General features: G+C 52.3%; 15 protein-coding genes and 1 pseudogene. 11 read left to right on the forward strand and 5 right to left on the reverse strand.

What is annotated here, in order from left to right; translation table 11 throughout:
* The first annotated feature begins 3 nt into the window (after positions 1-3).
* The 4 genes from LG384_RS11565 to LG384_RS11580 are packed head-to-tail and all read left to right on the forward strand — an operon-like array spanning position 4 to position 4,336.
* Positions 4-1,209: an acetyl-CoA C-acetyltransferase gene (locus LG384_RS11565; RefSeq protein ID WP_225760926.1), complete on the forward strand. Its 1,206-nt coding sequence runs from the start codon at positions 4-6 to the stop codon at positions 1,207-1,209.
* Entirely contained in the window at positions 1,199-2,122 is a 924-nt protein-coding gene (locus tag LG384_RS11570) for a 3-hydroxyacyl-CoA dehydrogenase family protein (protein ID WP_225760927.1), read from the forward strand. Before LG384_RS11565 ends, LG384_RS11570 begins: the two co-directional genes overlap by 11 nt.
* 37 nt (positions 2,123-2,159) lie before the next feature.
* The gene (locus tag LG384_RS11575; RefSeq protein WP_225760928.1) at positions 2,160-3,554 is read left to right on the forward strand and encodes a GntP family permease; all 1,395 of its coding nucleotides are present in this window, start codon (positions 2,160-2,162) and stop codon (positions 3,552-3,554) included.
* A gap of 11 nt (positions 3,555-3,565) precedes the next feature.
* Positions 3,566-4,336, forward strand: coding sequence for a 3-hydroxybutyrate dehydrogenase (locus LG384_RS11580; protein ID WP_136345509.1), 771 nt, complete (start codon positions 3,566-3,568; stop codon positions 4,334-4,336).
* 42 nt (positions 4,337-4,378) lie between these two features.
* Here LG384_RS11580 and osmC read toward each other — a convergent pair whose 3' ends face one another.
* Positions 4,379-4,810 carry a peroxiredoxin OsmC gene (osmC, locus tag LG384_RS11585; protein ID WP_048221436.1) on the reverse strand — a complete coding sequence of 144 codons (432 nt, stop codon included), beginning with the start codon at positions 4,808-4,810 and terminating at the stop codon, positions 4,379-4,381.
* Positions 4,811-5,038: 228 nt separating this feature from the next.
* Between osmC and sra the strand changes: the two genes are divergently transcribed.
* The 6 genes and pseudogenes from sra to LG384_RS11610 all read left to right on the forward strand — a co-directional run bounded on the left by sra (position 5,039) and on the right by LG384_RS11610 (position 9,877).
* Positions 5,039-5,179 (forward strand): stationary-phase-induced ribosome-associated protein, encoded by a 141-nt coding sequence (gene sra / locus LG384_RS11590; RefSeq protein ID WP_045442952.1) that lies wholly within the window; start codon positions 5,039-5,041, stop codon positions 5,177-5,179.
* Between the two features lie 179 nt (positions 5,180-5,358).
* Entirely contained in the window at positions 5,359-7,056 is a 1,698-nt protein-coding gene (maeA, locus tag LG384_RS11595) for a malate dehydrogenase (protein WP_048221435.1), read from the forward strand.
* Between the two features lie 308 nt (positions 7,057-7,364).
* A pseudogene (locus LG384_RS23390) lies at positions 7,365-7,759 on the forward strand (ATP-binding cassette domain-containing protein); the annotation flags it as partial.
* A gap of 495 nt (positions 7,760-8,254) precedes the next feature.
* Positions 8,255-9,079: an ATP-binding cassette domain-containing protein gene (locus tag LG384_RS23395; RefSeq protein WP_370637147.1), complete on the forward strand. Its 825-nt coding sequence runs from the start codon at positions 8,255-8,257 to the stop codon at positions 9,077-9,079.
* A gap of 235 nt (positions 9,080-9,314) precedes the next feature.
* Entirely contained in the window at positions 9,315-9,593 is a 279-nt protein-coding gene (locus LG384_RS11605; protein WP_048221433.1) for a type II toxin-antitoxin system RelE/ParE family toxin, read from the forward strand.
* The gene (locus tag LG384_RS11610; protein WP_045442967.1) at positions 9,593-9,877 is read left to right on the forward strand and encodes a HigA family addiction module antitoxin; all 285 of its coding nucleotides are present in this window, start codon (positions 9,593-9,595) and stop codon (positions 9,875-9,877) included. The genes LG384_RS11605 and LG384_RS11610 overlap by 1 nt, the downstream gene beginning before the upstream one ends.
* A 56-nt stretch (positions 9,878-9,933) precedes the next feature.
* Here LG384_RS11610 and LG384_RS11615 read toward each other — a convergent pair whose 3' ends face one another.
* The 4 genes from LG384_RS11615 to fdnG all read right to left on the reverse strand — a co-directional run bounded on the left by LG384_RS11615 (position 9,934) and on the right by fdnG (position 15,259).
* Positions 9,934-10,536, reverse strand: coding sequence for an inorganic diphosphatase (locus LG384_RS11615; RefSeq protein WP_045442970.1), 603 nt, complete (start codon positions 10,534-10,536; stop codon positions 9,934-9,936).
* 129 nt (positions 10,537-10,665) lie between these two features.
* Positions 10,666-11,322, reverse strand: coding sequence for a formate dehydrogenase-N subunit gamma (fdnI, locus tag LG384_RS11620; RefSeq protein ID WP_045442973.1), 657 nt, complete (start codon positions 11,320-11,322; stop codon positions 10,666-10,668).
* On the reverse strand, positions 11,315-12,199 hold the full coding sequence (gene fdnH, locus LG384_RS11625; RefSeq protein ID WP_045442976.1) for a formate dehydrogenase N subunit beta: 885 nt from the start codon (positions 12,197-12,199) through the stop codon (positions 11,315-11,317). Before fdnH ends, fdnI begins: the two co-directional genes overlap by 8 nt.
* Before the next feature lie 12 nt (positions 12,200-12,211).
* Positions 12,212-15,259, reverse strand: coding sequence for a formate dehydrogenase-N subunit alpha (fdnG, locus tag LG384_RS11630; RefSeq protein ID WP_136345514.1), 3,048 nt, complete (start codon positions 15,257-15,259; stop codon positions 12,212-12,214).
* Between the two features lie 287 nt (positions 15,260-15,546).
* Here fdnG and yddG point away from each other — a divergent pair, with 287 nt between their 5' ends.
* The gene (gene yddG / locus LG384_RS11635) at positions 15,547-16,428 is read left to right on the forward strand and encodes an aromatic amino acid efflux DMT transporter YddG (RefSeq protein WP_045442981.1); all 882 of its coding nucleotides are present in this window, start codon (positions 15,547-15,549) and stop codon (positions 16,426-16,428) included.
* Positions 16,429-16,602 lie beyond the last annotated feature (174 nt).

Raw genomic sequence — 16,602 nt, forward strand, 5'->3', positions numbered from 1 at the left:
ACCATGCAGGATGTTGTTATTGTCGCAGCAACACGTACGCCGATTGGCAGTTTTCATGGCGCGCTGGCTCCGCTTTCTGCCGTTGATCTAGGGACCGTCGTCATTCGTGCCCTGCTGGAGAAAACCGGCGTAGCGCCAGATCAGATTGACGAAGTTATCCTCGGCCAGGTACTGACCGCAGGTTGCGGTCAGAATCCGGCCAGGCAGACTGCGTTACGCGCCGGATTGCCGGTTACCACGCCCGCGATAACCATTAATCTGCTGTGCGGCTCAGGTTTGAAAGCGGTACATCAGGCTGTACAGGCCATACGCTGTGGCGATGCGGAAATCGTGATCGCCGGAGGCCAGGAAAGCATGAGTAATGCCCCTTATTTTCTCGATGGCGCTCGTGCAGGTTTACGTCTCGGCCATGCCAGCCTGAAAGACAGCGTGGTGCATGACGGACTGTGGGATGCGTTCAATGACTATCACATGGGGATTACTGCTGAAAACCTGGCCGATAAATTTGCCATCAGCCGTGAGCAGCAAGATGCCTTTGCCCTGCTCTCCCAGCAGAAAGCAGCGGCGGCTATCGAGGCTGGTCGTTTCACCGCAGAAATTACCCCGGTCAGCGTCCCGCAAGGAAAAAACACACCGCGTCTGGTAGATAGCGATGAGCAGCCTCGCCCGAATACCCAGGCCGACAAACTGGCGCAGCTTAAACCGGCTTTTCGTCCCGGTAATGGCACGGTGACGGCAGGCAATGCGTCATCCTTAAACGACGGTGCGGCGGCGGTGATGCTGATGAGTGCAGCCAAAGCCGCGCAACTGAACCTTCCGATTCTTGCCAGGGTTACTGGCTATGCCGTTTCGGGCGTTGATCCGTCAATCATGGGTATTGGTCCGGTCGAGGCATCGTTGCAGTGTTTGAAACGCGCAGGCTGGACGCTGGATGACGTGGATCTTATCGAAGCCAACGAAGCATTTGCCGCGCAGGCGTTGGCAGTCGGCGAATCCCTGAACTGGGATAGCAACAAAGTGAACGTCAACGGTGGCGCAATTGCGCTTGGTCACCCGATTGGCACATCCGGGTGCCGCATTCTGGTAACCCTTCTGCACGAAATGACTCGCCGCAATGCGACCAAAGGTCTGGCGACGCTGTGCGTCGGCGGTGGTCAGGGTGTGGCGCTGACGGTTGAACGTCCGACAGGAGCACAGCATGCAGACTAATCACATCAGCGTATTGGGTGCCGGTTTAATGGGTGTCGGCATCGCTACCCACTTCGCCCGTTTTTCCCATGATGTCTGGCTTTTCGATACTGATAACAGCAGGATTAATGAAATTACCGCTGTTGCCAACGGCATACTGGATGAGTTGATTGCGACCGACCAGTTTCCCGCCGATGACAAAGAGCAGGTTCTCAGCCGGTTGCACGGAACTACCTCTCTACAGGATATCGCCGCATCGGGATTACTGATTGAGGCTATCCCTGAACGGATTGAACTCAAGCATGCGTTGTATGCGCAACTGGAAGCACTAATAGCACCAGATGCCATTATTGCCAGTAACACCAGTGGCCTGCCGCCCGATACCCTGGCAGAGAACCTTAATCACCCGGAGCGATTGCTGATCGCCCATTTCTGGCACCCACCACACTTTATTCCCTTAGTTGAAATCGTTCCTGGCTCGGCAACCAGGACAGAATATCTCAGCGAATTACAACAACTGCTGGTCTCGATGCAGCTTGAGGCTGTGGTACTCGATCGTGCTGCGCCAGGTTTTGTCGGCAACCGCCTGCAGTTTGCCTTACTGCGTGAAGCGCTGCATATCGTCAAGAGCGGCATTGCCAGCGCAGAGGTAGTGGATCAGGTAATGCGAGCCTCACTCGGACGCCGCTATGCGATGGTCGGTCCGCTGGAAGCCGCAGATATGACCGGGCTGTCCACCGTGCAGGACATTTGTCGTCACCTGCTACCGGAACTGGCCACCGGCAGTGACATGATGTCACTTGTCGCTGACAAGGTTGCCCGCGGTGATACCGGTTTGCGCAGCGGTCAGGGATTCTATCGCTGGGATGATTCGCGCAAGGAGTACATCCAGAAACGCCGGGAACATCAGCTGCGCTTTGCGCTGAAGCCATAACGTCTCTTTCTGTACCCCACTATAATAATAAGGAGTCATGATGAGTGTATTAATCGCCCTGGCAGCATTGGGCCTGCTGATGCTGGCAGCCTATCGCGGATACAGTGTCATCCTGTTTGCCCCCATCGCGGCATTAGGCGCTGTCCTGCTCACCGAACCGAGCGCCGTCGGCCCCGCCTTTACCGGCCTGTTTATGGAAAAAATGGTCGGTTTTGTGAAGCTTTACTTCCCGGTGTTCTTACTGGGAGCAGTATTTGGCAAGTTAATCGAGTTATCTGGTTTTTCCCGATCTATCGTCGCCGCCGCGATCAACATTCTGGGCCGTCGTCACGCCATTCCGGTGATTGTACTGGTGTGTGCGTTGCTGACTTACGGCGGTGTGTCGCTGTTCGTAGTGGCCTTTGCGGTGTATCCGTTTGCGGCTGAGTTGTTCCGTCAGAGCAATATTCCCAAGCGTCTGATCCCGGCAACCGTCGCGCTGGGCGCATTCTCATTCACTATGGATGCTTTGCCCGGTACGCCGCAGATCCAGAATATTATCCCGACCAGCTTTTTTGGTACTAACGCCTGGGCCGCACCCTGGCTGGGGCTCATAGGTTCGCTATTTATCATCTTTGTCGGCCTGGTCTATCTCGAGCGCCAGCGGCGCAAAGCACAGGCAAAGAACGAAGGCTATGGCACCGAGCTGCTTAACGAACCGGAAACACCGGATAACATTAACCTGCCTAATCCAGTCATTGCGATTTCCCCGCTGATTCTGGTGGGTGTATTTAACCTGCTGTTTACCCGTTGGATCCCGGTCTGGTATGGCACCAGTCATCAGCTGGAGCTTCCTGGCCTGGCCAAGCCAATCACGACTGAAGTCGGGAAAATTACCGCTATCTGGGCAGTAGAGGCCGCGCTGATTTCAGGGATCCTGTTAGTAGTGATTTTTGGTTATCGCAACATCAAAGGCCGCCTCGCCGAAGGAAGCAGAACGGCTGTCGGCGGCGCGATTCTGGCGGCAATGAATACCGCATCAGAATACGGTTTTGGCGCGGTGATCGCCGCCCTGCCTGGTTTTCTGGTGTTGTCCAAAGCGCTGGCGGCCATTCCTGATCCACTGCTCAATGAAGCCATCAGTATCACCACCCTCGCCGGGATCACCGGCTCGGCATCCGGCGGGATGAGCATTGCATTAGCGGCAATGTCAGACACCTTTATCGCTGCCGCACATGCTGCCAACATTCCGTTGGAAGTCTTTCACCGCGTCGCCTCTATGGCCAGCGGTGGCATGGATACCCTGCCGCATAACGGCGCGGTAATTACGCTGCTGGCCATCACAGGCTTGAGCCATCGCCAGGCGTATGGCGGGATCTTCGCCATCACCGTGATCAAAAGTCTGGCCGTGCTGTTTGTGATCGGCGTCTTCTACACCACCGGAATTGTTTAAGGAGAATCACCATGAACTTAACGGGAAAAACAGCCCTGGTTACCGGATCGACCAGCGGTATTGGATTAGGTATTGCGCAGGTTCTGGCGAAAGCCGGGGCCACTTTGATTCTCAACGGCTTTGGTGATGTTGAGGCGGCAAAAGACGCCGTGGCGCAGTATGGCAAAACACCAGGGTATCATGGTGCTGATCTCAGCGATGAAGCGCAAATTGCCGCGATGATGCACTACGCCGAAAGCGAGTTTGGCGGCGTGGATATTCTGGTCAATAACGCCGGGATCCAATATGTCTCACCGGTCGAGACATTCCCTGTAGACAAATGGAATGCAATCATTGCCATCAACCTGTCCTCCGTTTTTCACACTACGCGCCTGGCGCTTCCCGGTATGCGTGAACGCAACTGGGGACGCATTATTAATATCGCCTCGGTGCATGGGCTGGTGGCCTCAAAAGAAAAATCGGCCTACGTCGCGGCGAAGCACGGCGTAGTCGGTCTAACCAAAACCATAGGACTGGAAACGGCGCAGACTGGCGTAACCTGTAATGCGCTGTGCCCTGGTTGGGTCCTGACCCCGCTGGTACAACAGCAGATAGACAAGCGCATTGCCGAAGGCGCAGATCCGGAAGCGGCACGTAACGCGCTGCTCGCGGAGAAGCAGCCTTCACGTGAGTTTGTCACGCCCGAACAACTGGGTGAGCTCGCGCTGTTCTTGTGTTCAGATGCTGCGGCGCAGGTTCGCGGTGTGGCATGGAATATGGATGGCGGTTGGGTGGCACAGTAAGTTATGTATGCCGGATGCGGCGTCGCATCCGGCCTGCATCCGTCAGGACTTCAACTGATAATCCAGGGTAATTTCTGCGTTCAGAACCTGTGACACCGGACATCCGGCTTTCGCCTTCTGGATGATGCCGTCAAATGTTGCTGCATCGATCCCTGGCACGGCAACCTCACTGTGTAATGCCACTTTGGTTATCGCAAAACCCGCATCCACTTTATCCAGAGAAACATCGGCAGTGGTATCAATAGCGTCTGGCGTAAAACCCGCTTCGCCCAGCATTAACGAAAGCGCCATTGAGAAGCAGGCAGCATGTGCAGCGCCAATCAGTTCTTCCGGGTTGGTGCCTTTCGCGCCTTCGAATCGCGTATTAAACCCATAGGGTTGCTGGTTCAGCACCCCACTTTCGGTAGACACGGTTCCTTTCCCACGCTTAATGTCGCCTTCCCAGTGCGCCTGACCTTTCTTATGGATAGTCATTACTGCTCTCCTGTGTTGTCGTCGGAGTTACAAGTATAGGACGCTGAGGCAAAAGCATGTGTCAGATTGGAATGTTCTGCATTCCCTGCTTAAGCATTGACCTTTCAGAGAAAATGACCGACCATCCAGAAAGCCGTTTTTTTATACATCGGCTTTCTATCAGGTTGTATTTCGTCCGATCTTACGCGGACTCGCCCTTGAAACCAGTAACAGGATTAAGGAGTTAGAATGAAATCGAACCGTCAGGCCCGTCATATTCTTGGACTGGACCACAAAATCTCCAATCAACGTAAAGTCGTAACCGAAGGCGACAAATCCAGCGTGGTCAATGCTCCAACCGGAAGAAAACGCCGCGCTGACAGCAAGTAATTTCCTGCACGACATACGGATTAACGAGATAAACACCATTGCAACCGCAGTGGTGTTTTTGCTTATAAAACCCCTTAACCCATTCACAATGCTTTATACTTCGCCCGTTTCCCTGGCAGACAGGCCACATACGATCATAAAGAGTGCCAGGGACGGTTATTCAAAAAAGAGTGAGTGACATGGAAAACGAAACTAAAAAACTGCGTTCCCTTTATATCCCTTACGCTGGCCCGGTACTGCTGGAGTTTCCCCTGCTAAACAAAGGGAGTGCTTTCAGTGTGGAAGAACGACGTAACTTCAACCTGCTGGGGTTACTGCCGGAAGTCGTCGAGACGATTGAAGAACAAGCCGATCGTGCCTGGATCCAATATCAGGGATTCAAAACGGAAATCGACAAACATATCTACCTGCGCAATATCCAGGACACCAACGAAACCCTGTTCTATCGGCTGGTGAATAACCATCTTGATGAGATGATGCCCGTCATCTACACCCCAACGGTAGGTGCTGCCTGTGAGCGTTTTTCTGAGATCTATCGCCGTTCTCGCGGTGTATTTATCTCTTACCAAAACCGCCACAACATGGACGATATCCTGCAAAACGTCCCAAACCACAATATTAAAGTCATCGTCGTTACTGACGGGGAACGTATTCTGGGTCTTGGCGATCAGGGTATCGGCGGGATGGGCATTCCTATCGGTAAACTGTCGCTGTATACCGCCTGTGGCGGCATTAGCCCGGCCTACACTTTGCCGGTAGTGCTGGATGTCGGTACCAACAACCAGCAACTGTTGAACGATCCGCTGTATATGGGCTGGCGCAATCCGCGTATTACTGACGATGAATACTACGAATTTGTCGACGAGTTCATCCAGGCCGTGAAGCACCGCTGGCCGGACGTGCTGCTGCAGTTCGAAGACTTCGCACAGAAAAACGCCATGCCGTTGCTGAACCGCTATCGCGATGAAATTTGTTCGTTCAACGATGATATTCAGGGTACCGCTGCGGTAACCGTAGGGACGCTGATTGCCGCCAGCCGTGCGGCAGGAAGCCAGTTGAGTGAACAAAATATTGTGTTCCTCGGCGCAGGCTCTGCCGGGTGCGGGATTGCCGAACAGATCATCGCACAAATCCAGCGTGAAGGATTAAGCGAAGAAGCGGCCCGCCAGCGCGTATTTATGGTTGACCGTTTCGGTCTGCTGACTGACAAAATGCCGAACCTGCTTTCCTTCCAGACCAAACTGGTGCAAAAACGCGAGAATCTGCAGCATTGGGATACGCAAGAAGATGTGCTGTCGCTGCTCGACGTGGTTCGCAACGTTAAGCCGGACATTCTGATCGGTGTTTCCGGGCAAACGGGTCTGTTTACCGAAGAGATTATCCGCGAGATGCACAAGCATTGTCCGCGCCCGATCGTCATGCCGCTGTCTAACCCGACGTCGCGCGTGGAAGCCACGCCGCAGGATATTATTGCCTGGACTGAAGGTAATGCCCTGGTCGCCACCGGTAGTCCGTTTGCTCCGGTAGTCTGGAAAGATAAGACCTACCCAATTGCCCAGTGTAATAACGCCTATATCTTCCCGGGTATCGGTCTTGGCGTCATTGCCTCCGGCGCATCGCGTATTACCGATGAAATGCTGATGTCTGCCAGTGAGACGCTTGCGCAGTACTCACCACTGGTACTGAACGGCGAAGGTCTGGTGTTGCCGGAGCTGAAAGATATTCAGACCGTTTCTCGCGCTATTGCGTTTGCCGTCGGGAAAATGGCCCAGCAGCAAGGTGTGGCGGTGAAAACGTCTGCCGAAGCGCTGCAACAGGCGATTGACGAGAATTTCTGGCAGGCAGAATATCGCGACTACCGTCGTACTTCTATTTGACGGTTTTACCCGGCGGCGCCTGCCGCCGGGTGTTCAAAGCTTGCGCGAATCCATAACTTACGATTACACTTTCATCATCGATTAACATTCTGAAAAATAAAAGGAGGTAATTATGCTGTACTGTGAACGTTTCATCGCTTCACATACATTTGGCGATCGCCAGAGCTCAAGCGTTATCGGTATCGTGCTGCGATAACTTCTGCTTGAGCGAAGCTAACTTCTAAATCCCCTTCTCTCGGGCTTACCGGGTTATCGTCAGCGATGTTTGACGAGGCGTTTTCACGCCTGTAACTCTTGAGTAAGCAACAATGAGCACATTACTAACCGCACAATCCTTACACGTTGATACGGCATTCGGCGCGCTTTTCGACGATCTCACCTTTACCCTTAAAAAAGGCGACCGCATCGGGCTAATTGGCTATAACGGCTGTGGCAAATCACGTTATTAAAACTGCTGGATGGCACAATTACGCCCACCAGCGGATTAATTGCGCAGGCCAACCACTGCCATCTAGCCCGCGTGGAACAACATTTGCCGGACGACATTCTCCCGCTAACGCTACAGGAGGCGGTTCTTGCCCAGCTTCCCGAACATGAGCGCGCAGCTCAGCAGTGGCGGGTTGAATCGCTTCTCGCTGAAATGGGCTTTACACCGGACAATTTGCATCTTACAACGCGAACTCTAAGTGGTGGGCAGCACACGCGGCTGCTGTTAGCGCGTGCGCTGATGCGTAATCCTGATCTCTTGTTGCTGGATGAACCGGGTAACCATCTGGATTTACCGACATTGCTATGGCTGGAGCAGTTCTTACAGAAGTGGTCCGGTAGTTTTGTGGTGGTATCTCACGATCCGCAGTTACTGGATGCCGTTACCCATGGAACCTGGATCCTGCGCGATCGCACCCTGCACGCTTTTGATCTGCCCTGTAGCGCGGCGCGCCAGGCCCTTGTCGACCGGGACGTCAGCGATGCACTACGCTATAAAGCTGAGCAAAAAGAGATTGACCGGGTCGCCGCCAGCGCCAAACGGCTGGCCACATGGGGACGGGTTTACGACAACGAAGATTTGTCCCGCAAAGCCAAACAGATGGAAAAACAGGTGCTGCGCCTGAAAGACAGTCAGACGGAAGTGACTGCAGGAAGTCAGTGGACACTAACATTACAGGGGGATGCTTTGCGTGCAGACCGTTTGCTGGAGATGACTCACCTGTCGGTCTCGCCGGCGCCAGATGCTGCAACGCTGTTTTCTATCGAAGGTATCAGAATCAAAAGCGGTGACCGCGTGGCGATTGTTGGCCGTAACGGTTGTGGAAAATCATCGCTGTTACGACTTATCTGGCAGCAATACCAGTCGCAGATGGCGTCCCGTTCACTGGTGTTGCACCCTCGTGTCACGCTGGGGTATTACGACCAGACACTGCATCAGCTCGCGGATGACGATTCGTTGTTTGATGCGCTGGAGCCGTTTGCCCCACAGCCTGATGTTCGCAAGATGGCGTTGATTAGTGCGGGCTTTCCGTGGATCCGTCACCAGCAGTTAGTCAGCACGTTAAGCGGTGGCGAGCGTTCTCGACTGCTGTTTGTCGGGCTGACACTCGCCCGCTATAGCCTGTTGATGCTTGATGAGCCGACCAACCATCTGGACATGGAAGGCAAAGAGGCGCTGGCAAAAACGCTGCAGAGCTTTAGCGGTGGCGTGTTGCTGGTCAGTCATGATCGTCACCTTATCAGCCAAAGCTGTAACCGGTTTTGGTTTATCGATGATGGTGAACTCAGCGAATGGCACGATCTGGAAGCGATTAGCGCACGCATTCAGGAAACCGCTGATGAAATAAGCGCCAGTAAAACCCGGGTAAAAGTGGTGCCAGAAATGAGTCCTGACAGCGATGCTGTACTGGAACAGCTTCTGGAACTGGAACAACGACTGGCCGACGATCTCGCGCGCAAGCCAAAACACCAGAAGCCGCAACTTCAGGCGCAATGGCGTAAGGAGATTGAACGACTGAATTCACAACTTGAGTAAACATATTGCCGGATAAGCAAACTTATCCGGCTTACATGTGCAAATGCTCGTGTAGGCTGGATAAGGCAGTAAGCCACCATCCGGTTATTCCTGCGTAGTGCTTTCCAGATATTCCCTGACCTGCTTTTCCTTTTAACCCGTTAACGGCACTATTTTACAAAATAGCGCCCCGTAATGTTGCGTTTAATGGAACACTAATGATAGCGTTCCTCCAGAAGGAACAAGGAAGGCATGAATGATCGTGAACTTCAGGCACAAAGGATTGCGCGACTTGTTTCTTCATGGGCGAACATCAGGCGTTATGGCAGAGCATGTCCGGCGATTACGGCACCGGCTCGCTGTTATTGATGCGGCAAGCAGGGTTACAGACATCAATATGCCCGGTTATAGACTCCATCCCCTGACGGGCGATCGTGGTGGAATATGGGCAATTTCTGTTTCAGGCAACTGGCGCATTACGTTTGAATTCGTCAATGGCGACGCGTACATACTGAACTACGAGGACTATCATTGATGAAAATGGCAAATCATCCCCGTCCGGGAGATATTATTCAGGAAGCGTTGGACGAGCTGAACGTCAGTCTGCGCGAGTTTGCCAGAGCAATGGGGATTGCACCTTCAACTGCAAGCCGGTTGTTAACCGGAAAAGCAACGTTAACACCTGAAATGGCGATCAAACTTTCTGTCGTGATCGGCAGTTCTCCGGAAATGTGGCTCAACCTGCAAAATACCTGGAGCCTCGCACAAGCAAAAAAAAGCGTGGATATTTCACGTCTGCGCAAGCTTACCGTTCAATAATGCACGCTTTATGCTGCAACAGCAGACCGGATAAGCTTGCGCTATCCGGCATGGCATTATTGCTGAGGTTTTTTCTCTTTCCAGGCATCCCAGGCCTGTTTGATTTCTTGCCTCGCCGCGGCGGCGTCGTTAAAACCGTTTAGCTCAACCTTCTTGCGCCCTTCCGGCAGTTCTTTGTACACGCGGAAGAATGACTCCAGCCGTTGCACTTCGATTTTTGGCAGATCGCTCAGTTCGTTGATGTCGTCATAAGTCGGGTCAATTTTACTGGCCGGTACCGCGACAATTTTGTCGTCCTTCTCACCGCCGTCGATCATCTTCAACACGCCAATGGCACGCAGCTTAATCAATGTTCCCGGTGCCAGCGGCGCACGGGTATAGAAAATAACATCCAGTGGGTCACCGTCACCCGCCAGAGACTGGGTAAGTGAGCCATAGTTAGCCGGATAGGCAACCGGCATTGACTGGAATCGATCGGCAACAATAAAGCCGGTTTTGGCATCGGTTTCATATTTAATGATCCCGCCTGCTGGGATTTCGGTCACGGCATAAAACTCTTGCGGGTTATTTTCCGGCTGAGGAAATTCAAGGATGTTCTGCGCCTGAGCTGACGCACAAAGAAACAGGCTAACTGCGAGTAATTTTTTTACCAGAAGCATTGTCTTTTACTCTCTATTATTGGAAAGACAACACCTTACGTTTCACAGATGACACAAACATGACGTTTTTTTGGCAAAAAAATGGCGCTACATCGGTAGCGCCATTTTTATCAGCAGAACGTTAATAGGCTATTTCAACCCTTCCTCGTTCTCTTTTTTCGCCTCTTCGCGTTCAACTTCGCGATACCAGCGCGGGTGATGCTTCTTCGCCCAACGGCGGCTGACCTTCCCTTCGACCATGCCTTTAATCGATCCTTTCACCCAAAATGCCATGTACATATGGATAAGGATGGCGTGCATTAAAATAATGCCTGCCGCGGCGTGGATCAGCAGGCTGTAGCGCACAACCTGCATCGGGAAGAACTGCGCGAAGTACGGACGCCAGATAATAATACCGGTGATCAACAGCACAAAAATCATGCTCATGATTGACCAGAACATCATTTTCTGCCCGGCATTGTACTTACCGACGTCCGCCACTTTGTGTTCATTGCCCTTCAGCACTTCCACAATGTTTTTCAGCCACGGAATGTCTTTCTTATCCGGGATGTTGTGGTGAACAAAACGAACGAACATGAACATCAACGCGACGAAGATCAGCAGACCGAAGAACGGGTGCAAAATGCGCCCCATCTGCGGCGTACCGAAGGTTTGCGTCAGCCATTGCAACGTCGGGAAGAAAAACGAAATCCCCGACAGTGCGACCAGGAAGAAGCAGATCACCACCGTCCAGTGACAGGCGCGGTCGATAAATTTCGTGCGCACAATCATTTTCGACTTACTCATGATGATCCTCCTCGTCGTCGTCCACTTCCTTATTCGGGCCAATACCAATGTAGTGGTAAATCAGTCCGGCGAAGGTGGCGATAAATCCGGCGGCTGCCAGCGGTTTCAGCGCACCTTTCCACAAGTTGATAGAAGTATCAATCTGCGGATCCTTCGGCAAACCGTGGTACAACTCCGGCTGGTTGGCGTGATGCAGAACGTACATAACGTGTGTTCCACCCACACCCTGCGGGTTGTAGACACCAGCATGTTCGAAACCACGTGCTTTCAGTTTTTCCACACGCTGCTCGGCCATTTCCAACATCTCTTGCTTGGTGCCGAAATGTATCGCCCCGGTCGGACAGGTCTTCACGCAGGCAGGTTCCTGCCCAACGCTGACGCGATCCACGCACAGCGTACATTTATACACGCGGTTATCCTCTTTATTGAGGCGCGGAATATTAAATGGACACCCGGCAATACAGTACCCGCAGCCGATACAATGCTCTGACTGGAAATCAACAATCCCGTTGGCGTACTGGATGATTGCTCCGGCAGACGGGCATGCCTTCAGGCAGCCCGGATCTTCACAGTGCATGCAACCGTCTTTACGAATCAGCCATTCCAGCTTGCCGTTCTGTTCAGTTTCGGTAAACCGCATCACCGTCCAGGACTTGGCGCTGAGATCGGCGGGGTTGTCATACACCCCGACGCAATGACCCACTTCGTCGCGGATATCGTTCCACTCTGAACATGCCACCTGACAGGCTTTACAGCCTATACAGGTGGAAACGTCGATCAGTTTCGCGACTTCTGCTTTGTAATCACGTGCCTGAGGCGGCGGCGTGATGGAGTTTGTTGCGGACCTTTTAATGATGTCCTGCGTTTCCATAGACATATGTTCGCCCCCTTACGCCTTCTCGATGTTAACTAAAAACGCTTTGTATTCCGGCGTTTGCGAGTTTGCATCACCGACATTCGGCGTCAGGGTGTTGGCGATAAAGCCTTTACGCGCGACTCCTTCAAAGCCCCAGTGAATTGGGATCCCCACCGTTTCGACCTGCTGACCATTAACATGCAAGGTGCGCAGGCGACGCGTGACTACCGCAACTGCACGAATAAATCCGCGTTTGCTGCTGACCTTCACATAGTCACCGTTGGCAATACCTTTTGCTGCCGCCAGCGTTTCGCTGATCTCCACAAACTGCTCTGGTTGGGCAATCGCATTCAGCAAGGCATGCTTAGTCCAGGTGTGGAAATGTTCGGTCAAACGGTAGGTCGTACCGACGTACGGGAAGTCCTGTTTATTCCCCATACGCAACGCATCCGCTTCGTACAGACGCGCAGCCGGGTTGGAGATAACGTTCGGGTGCAGCGGGTTAGTTCCCAGCGGCGTTTCCATCGGCTCGTAGTGTTCCGGGAACGGCCCTTCCGCCAGCTTATCGATGGCGAACAGACGACCCAGCCCTTCCGGTTGCATGATAAACGGATTGGTACCACTGCCCGGTGCTGCGTTGTTGAAGTCGGGGATGTCGTTGCCTGTCCACTTCGTCCCGTTCCACTTGATCAACATGCGTTTTGGATCCCACGGTTTACCCTGCGGATCCGCCGAGGCGCGGTTATACAGTACGCGACGGTTCAGAGGCCATGCCCATGCCCAACCCAACGTATTACCCAGCCCTGACGGGTCGGCATTATCGCGGTTAGCCATCTGGTTACCCTGCTCAGTCCAGCTACCGGTATAAATCCAGCAGGAAGATGCCGTAGTACCATCATCACGCAGGAGCGCAAAGCTGTTGAGCAACTGACCTTTCTTCGCAACCAGCACGCCGTTGGCATCATAAAGATCTTCCAGCGCATAGCCGTTATTCTCTTTCGCCACCTCTTCAGAATGCGGCTCGTCCGGTTGCTTATAGTTCCAGCTCATTTTCAGCACAGGCTCGACGCCCTTACCACCTTCAGTGCGATACATCTCGCGCAGACGATGATAAATACCGGCCAGAATCTCTCCGTCATTGCGGGCTTCGCCCGGTGCGTCCTGACCTTTCCAGTGCCACTGCAGCCAGCGACCGGAGTTGGCAATTGAGCCGTCTTCTTCTGCGAAGCAGGTTGATGGCAGACGGAACACTTCGGTCTGGATCGATGCCGGATCGACATCATTAGAATCGCCGTGGTTTTGCCAGAACGTTGAGGTCTCAGTTACCAGCGGATCGATAATCACCAGATATTTCAGTTTGCTCAGCGACTGAACCACTTTGTTTTTGTCCGGGAAGGACGCAACCGGGTTAAAGCCCTGACAGATATAGCCGGTAACTTTCCCGCTATCCATCATGTTGAAGTATTTGATGACGTCGTAGGACTGATCCCACTTCGGCAGCCACTCAAAGCCCCAGTCGTTCTCTTTCTGCGCTGCATTGCCGTAGAAAGATTTCATCAGGCTGACGAAGAACTTCGGATAGTTGCCCCAGTAGTTAACCTGTTCGGCCAGCGTTGCTTTTGGTGTGTTCGCCGCCAGATAGGTTTGCAGATCCGCCTGCTTCTCTGACGGCAGCGTCAGATAGCCTGGCAGGCTGGTAGAGAGCAGACCTAAGTCAGTTAACCCCTGAATATTGGAGTGACCACGTAAGGCGTTTACGCCACCACCGGCCATCCCCATGTTACCGAGCAGCAACTGGATCATCGCCATGGTGCGGATGTTCTGCGCCCCTACGGTATGCTGCGTCCAGCCCAGCGCGTACAGGAAGGTCGTGGTACGGTCGGCTGCACTGGTGGAGGCCAGCACTTCACACACTTTCAGGAAGTCGGCTTTCGGCGTTCCGCAGATGTTTTCCACCACATCAGGCGTGTAGCGGGAAACGTGCTGTTTCAGCAGATTCCACACACAGCGCGGATGGCTTAATGTTTCATCACGTTTAGCGTAGCCGTTTTCATCGAACTGGTAGTTCCAGGACGATTTATCGTATTGACGTTTTTTCGCGTCGTAACCGCTGAACAGACCGTCTTCAAAAGCAAAATCATCCCGCACCAGCAGACTGGCGTTGGTGTAGTGCTTAACGTATTCAGCGTTGATTTTGTTATTTTCAATCAGGTACAGCAACACGCCGGAAAGGAACGTAATGTCCGTACCGGAACGAATCGGCGCATAGATATCCGCAACCGAGGCTGTACGTGTAAAACGGGGATCGACAACAATCAGCGTGGCATCATTGTTGTTTTTGGCTTCCATCGCCCAGCGGAATCCCACCGGATGTGCTTCAGCGGCATTACCGCCCATCACCATTACGACGTTAGCGTTTTTGATATCAACCCAGTGGTTGGTCATCGCACCGCGACCAAATGTTGGAGCAAGACTTGCTACCGTTGGTCCGTGTCAGACGCGCGCCTGGTTGTCTACAGCCAGCATGCCGAGTGAGCGCACAAATTTTTGCGTCAGCATGCCGGTTTCATTACTTGCCGCAGATGCACACAGCATCCCGGTTGAAAGCCAGCGGTTTACCGTTACGCCCTGCTCATTCTTCTCAATAAAGTTGGCGTCGCGATCAGCTTTCATTAGTTTTGCTATGCGGGAGAATGCTTCATCCCAGCTAATGCGTTGCCATTTATCGGAGCCCGGAGCGCGATATTCCGGGTAGCGCAGACGATTCTCGCTGTGCACATAATCCAGTAATCCTGCGCCCTTAGGACAGAGTGCCCCACGGCTTACCGGATGATCCGGATCCCCTTCGATATGGTAAATCGACTCTTTGGCGTTTTTTGCTCCATCACCCAGGCTATACATTAATAGCCCGCAACCTACGGAACAGTATGTGCAGGTGTTTCGGATCTCTTTCGCACGTAACAGTTTATAGTTTCGTGCCTGAGCCAGTGCCATCTTGGGTGCGAAACCCAATGCAGCAACTGTTGTTCCCGCCATACCGCCCGCGCAGATTTTAAAGAATTGTCTGCGGCTGACGTCCATTGCTTTCCTCTTTTTTGCAGGGATGCGTACACTGACATCCTCAAGTTGCACTGAAAGCGGCAACCAGGAAGATGGCGTGTACAACTTCGCGACGAAACTATCAGCTATATCCATAATTTTTTTGCGTCAAATCAATAACGAAACGGTTCCGCTACTAAATAGTGCAGTTTGTTTAACCTTCGTACCCCCAAGGGGTTAGGCAAAAGGTAATTAGTTGGCGTGCTTTAGTGTAATGGTGCTATAAATTTCAGCTTCATTTTCGCCAGTACCGTGGACTGACATTCAGCATGACAAAACAAAAAGCAACGTTAATTGGGCTCATTGCCATTGTGTTATGGAGCACGATGGTAGGACTGATTCGTGGGGTTAGCGAAGGACTCGGGCCTGCAGGTGGTGCCGCGATGATCTTCTCATTAAGTGGTCTCCTGCTTATTTTTACTGTCGGATTTCCAAATATCCGCAAAATCCCTGTTCGTTATTTAATCGCCGGTAGCGTACTTTTTGTCAGCTATGAAATATGTCTGGCGCTGGCATTAGGATATGCCGCAACCCGACACCAGGCTATCGAGGTAGGAATGGTCAATTATCTCTGGCCAAGCCTGACAATATTGTTTGCCATATTGTTCAATGGTCAAAAAACAACCTGGTTGGTAATCCCTGGATTAATTGTCGCATTGACCGGAGTCTGTTGGGTATTAGGTGGTGATAATGGACTCAAACCTGGTGAAATTATCAACAATGTTGCGACCAGCCCACTCAGTTATTTCCTCGCTTTTCTCGGTGCATTTATCTGGGCAACATATTGCACAGTGACCAATAAATATGCGAAGGGTTTTAATGGTATTACCGTGTTCGTTTTACTTACGGCAACGAGTTTGTGGGTTTATTATTTTATCACTCCTCAACCAGAAATGGTTTTCAGCACTCCAGTGACCATTAAGCTGTTTACCGCAGCATTAACGTTAGGATTTGCCTATGCAGCGTGGAATATTGGTATTTTACACGGCAACGTGACGGTGATGGCCGTTGGTTCATATTTCACCCCGGTACTGTCGTCTGCACTCGCGGCCGTATTACTCAGCGCCCCACTTTCGTTTTCGTTCTGGCAAGGCGCACTGATGGTCTGTGCTGGTTCCTTGCTTTGCTGGTTAGCAACACGTCGCGCCTGAAAAAGAAGCTGGGCTTTCAGAACCCGGCTACACTATAATCAAATTATGGATAATTAACGTTCATTTAGCTTGCATTTAATGTTTGCATTTGTTTAATTAAATGTTAAATATGTGATTTATTAATCAATAGCCGAAAGTATTGCAATATGAACAATATTCTTTCGCATGCATATA

The sequence above is a fragment of the Citrobacter sp. Marseille-Q3906 genome (assembly GCF_916618775.1).
Lineage (GTDB): Bacteria > Pseudomonadota > Gammaproteobacteria > Enterobacterales > Enterobacteriaceae > Citrobacter > Citrobacter murliniae.

What these genes read in the sequence shown, in the direction of transcription:
- LG384_RS11565 (WP_225760926.1), top strand. Translation starts at nt 4, where the DNA reads ATGCAGGATGTTGTTATTGTCGCAGCAACACGTACGCCGATTGGCAGT.
- LG384_RS11570 (WP_225760927.1), top strand. Translation starts at nt 1,199, where the DNA reads ATGCAGACTAATCACATCAGCGTATTGGGTGCCGGTTTAATGGGTGTC.
- LG384_RS11575 (WP_225760928.1), top strand. Translation starts at nt 2,160, where the DNA reads ATGATGAGTGTATTAATCGCCCTGGCAGCATTGGGCCTGCTGATGCTG.
- LG384_RS11580 (WP_136345509.1), top strand. Translation starts at nt 3,566, where the DNA reads ATGAACTTAACGGGAAAAACAGCCCTGGTTACCGGATCGACCAGCGGT.
- osmC (WP_048221436.1), bottom strand. Translation starts at nt 4,810, where the DNA reads ATGACTATCCATAAGAAAGGTCAGGCGCACTGGGAAGGCGACATTAAG.
- sra (WP_045442952.1), top strand. Translation starts at nt 5,039, where the DNA reads ATGAAATCGAACCGTCAGGCCCGTCATATTCTTGGACTGGACCACAAA.
- maeA (WP_048221435.1), top strand. Translation starts at nt 5,359, where the DNA reads ATGGAAAACGAAACTAAAAAACTGCGTTCCCTTTATATCCCTTACGCT.
- LG384_RS23395 (WP_370637147.1), top strand. Translation starts at nt 8,255, where the DNA reads ATGACTCACCTGTCGGTCTCGCCGGCGCCAGATGCTGCAACGCTGTTT.
- LG384_RS11605 (WP_048221433.1), top strand. Translation starts at nt 9,315, where the DNA reads ATGATCGTGAACTTCAGGCACAAAGGATTGCGCGACTTGTTTCTTCAT.
- LG384_RS11610 (WP_045442967.1), top strand. Translation starts at nt 9,593, where the DNA reads ATGAAAATGGCAAATCATCCCCGTCCGGGAGATATTATTCAGGAAGCG.
- LG384_RS11615 (WP_045442970.1), bottom strand. Translation starts at nt 10,536, where the DNA reads ATGCTTCTGGTAAAAAAATTACTCGCAGTTAGCCTGTTTCTTTGTGCG.
- fdnI (WP_045442973.1), bottom strand. Translation starts at nt 11,322, where the DNA reads ATGAGTAAGTCGAAAATGATTGTGCGCACGAAATTTATCGACCGCGCC.
- fdnH (WP_045442976.1), bottom strand. Translation starts at nt 12,199, where the DNA reads ATGTCTATGGAAACGCAGGACATCATTAAAAGGTCCGCAACAAACTCC.
- yddG (WP_045442981.1), top strand. Translation starts at nt 15,547, where the DNA reads ATGACAAAACAAAAAGCAACGTTAATTGGGCTCATTGCCATTGTGTTA.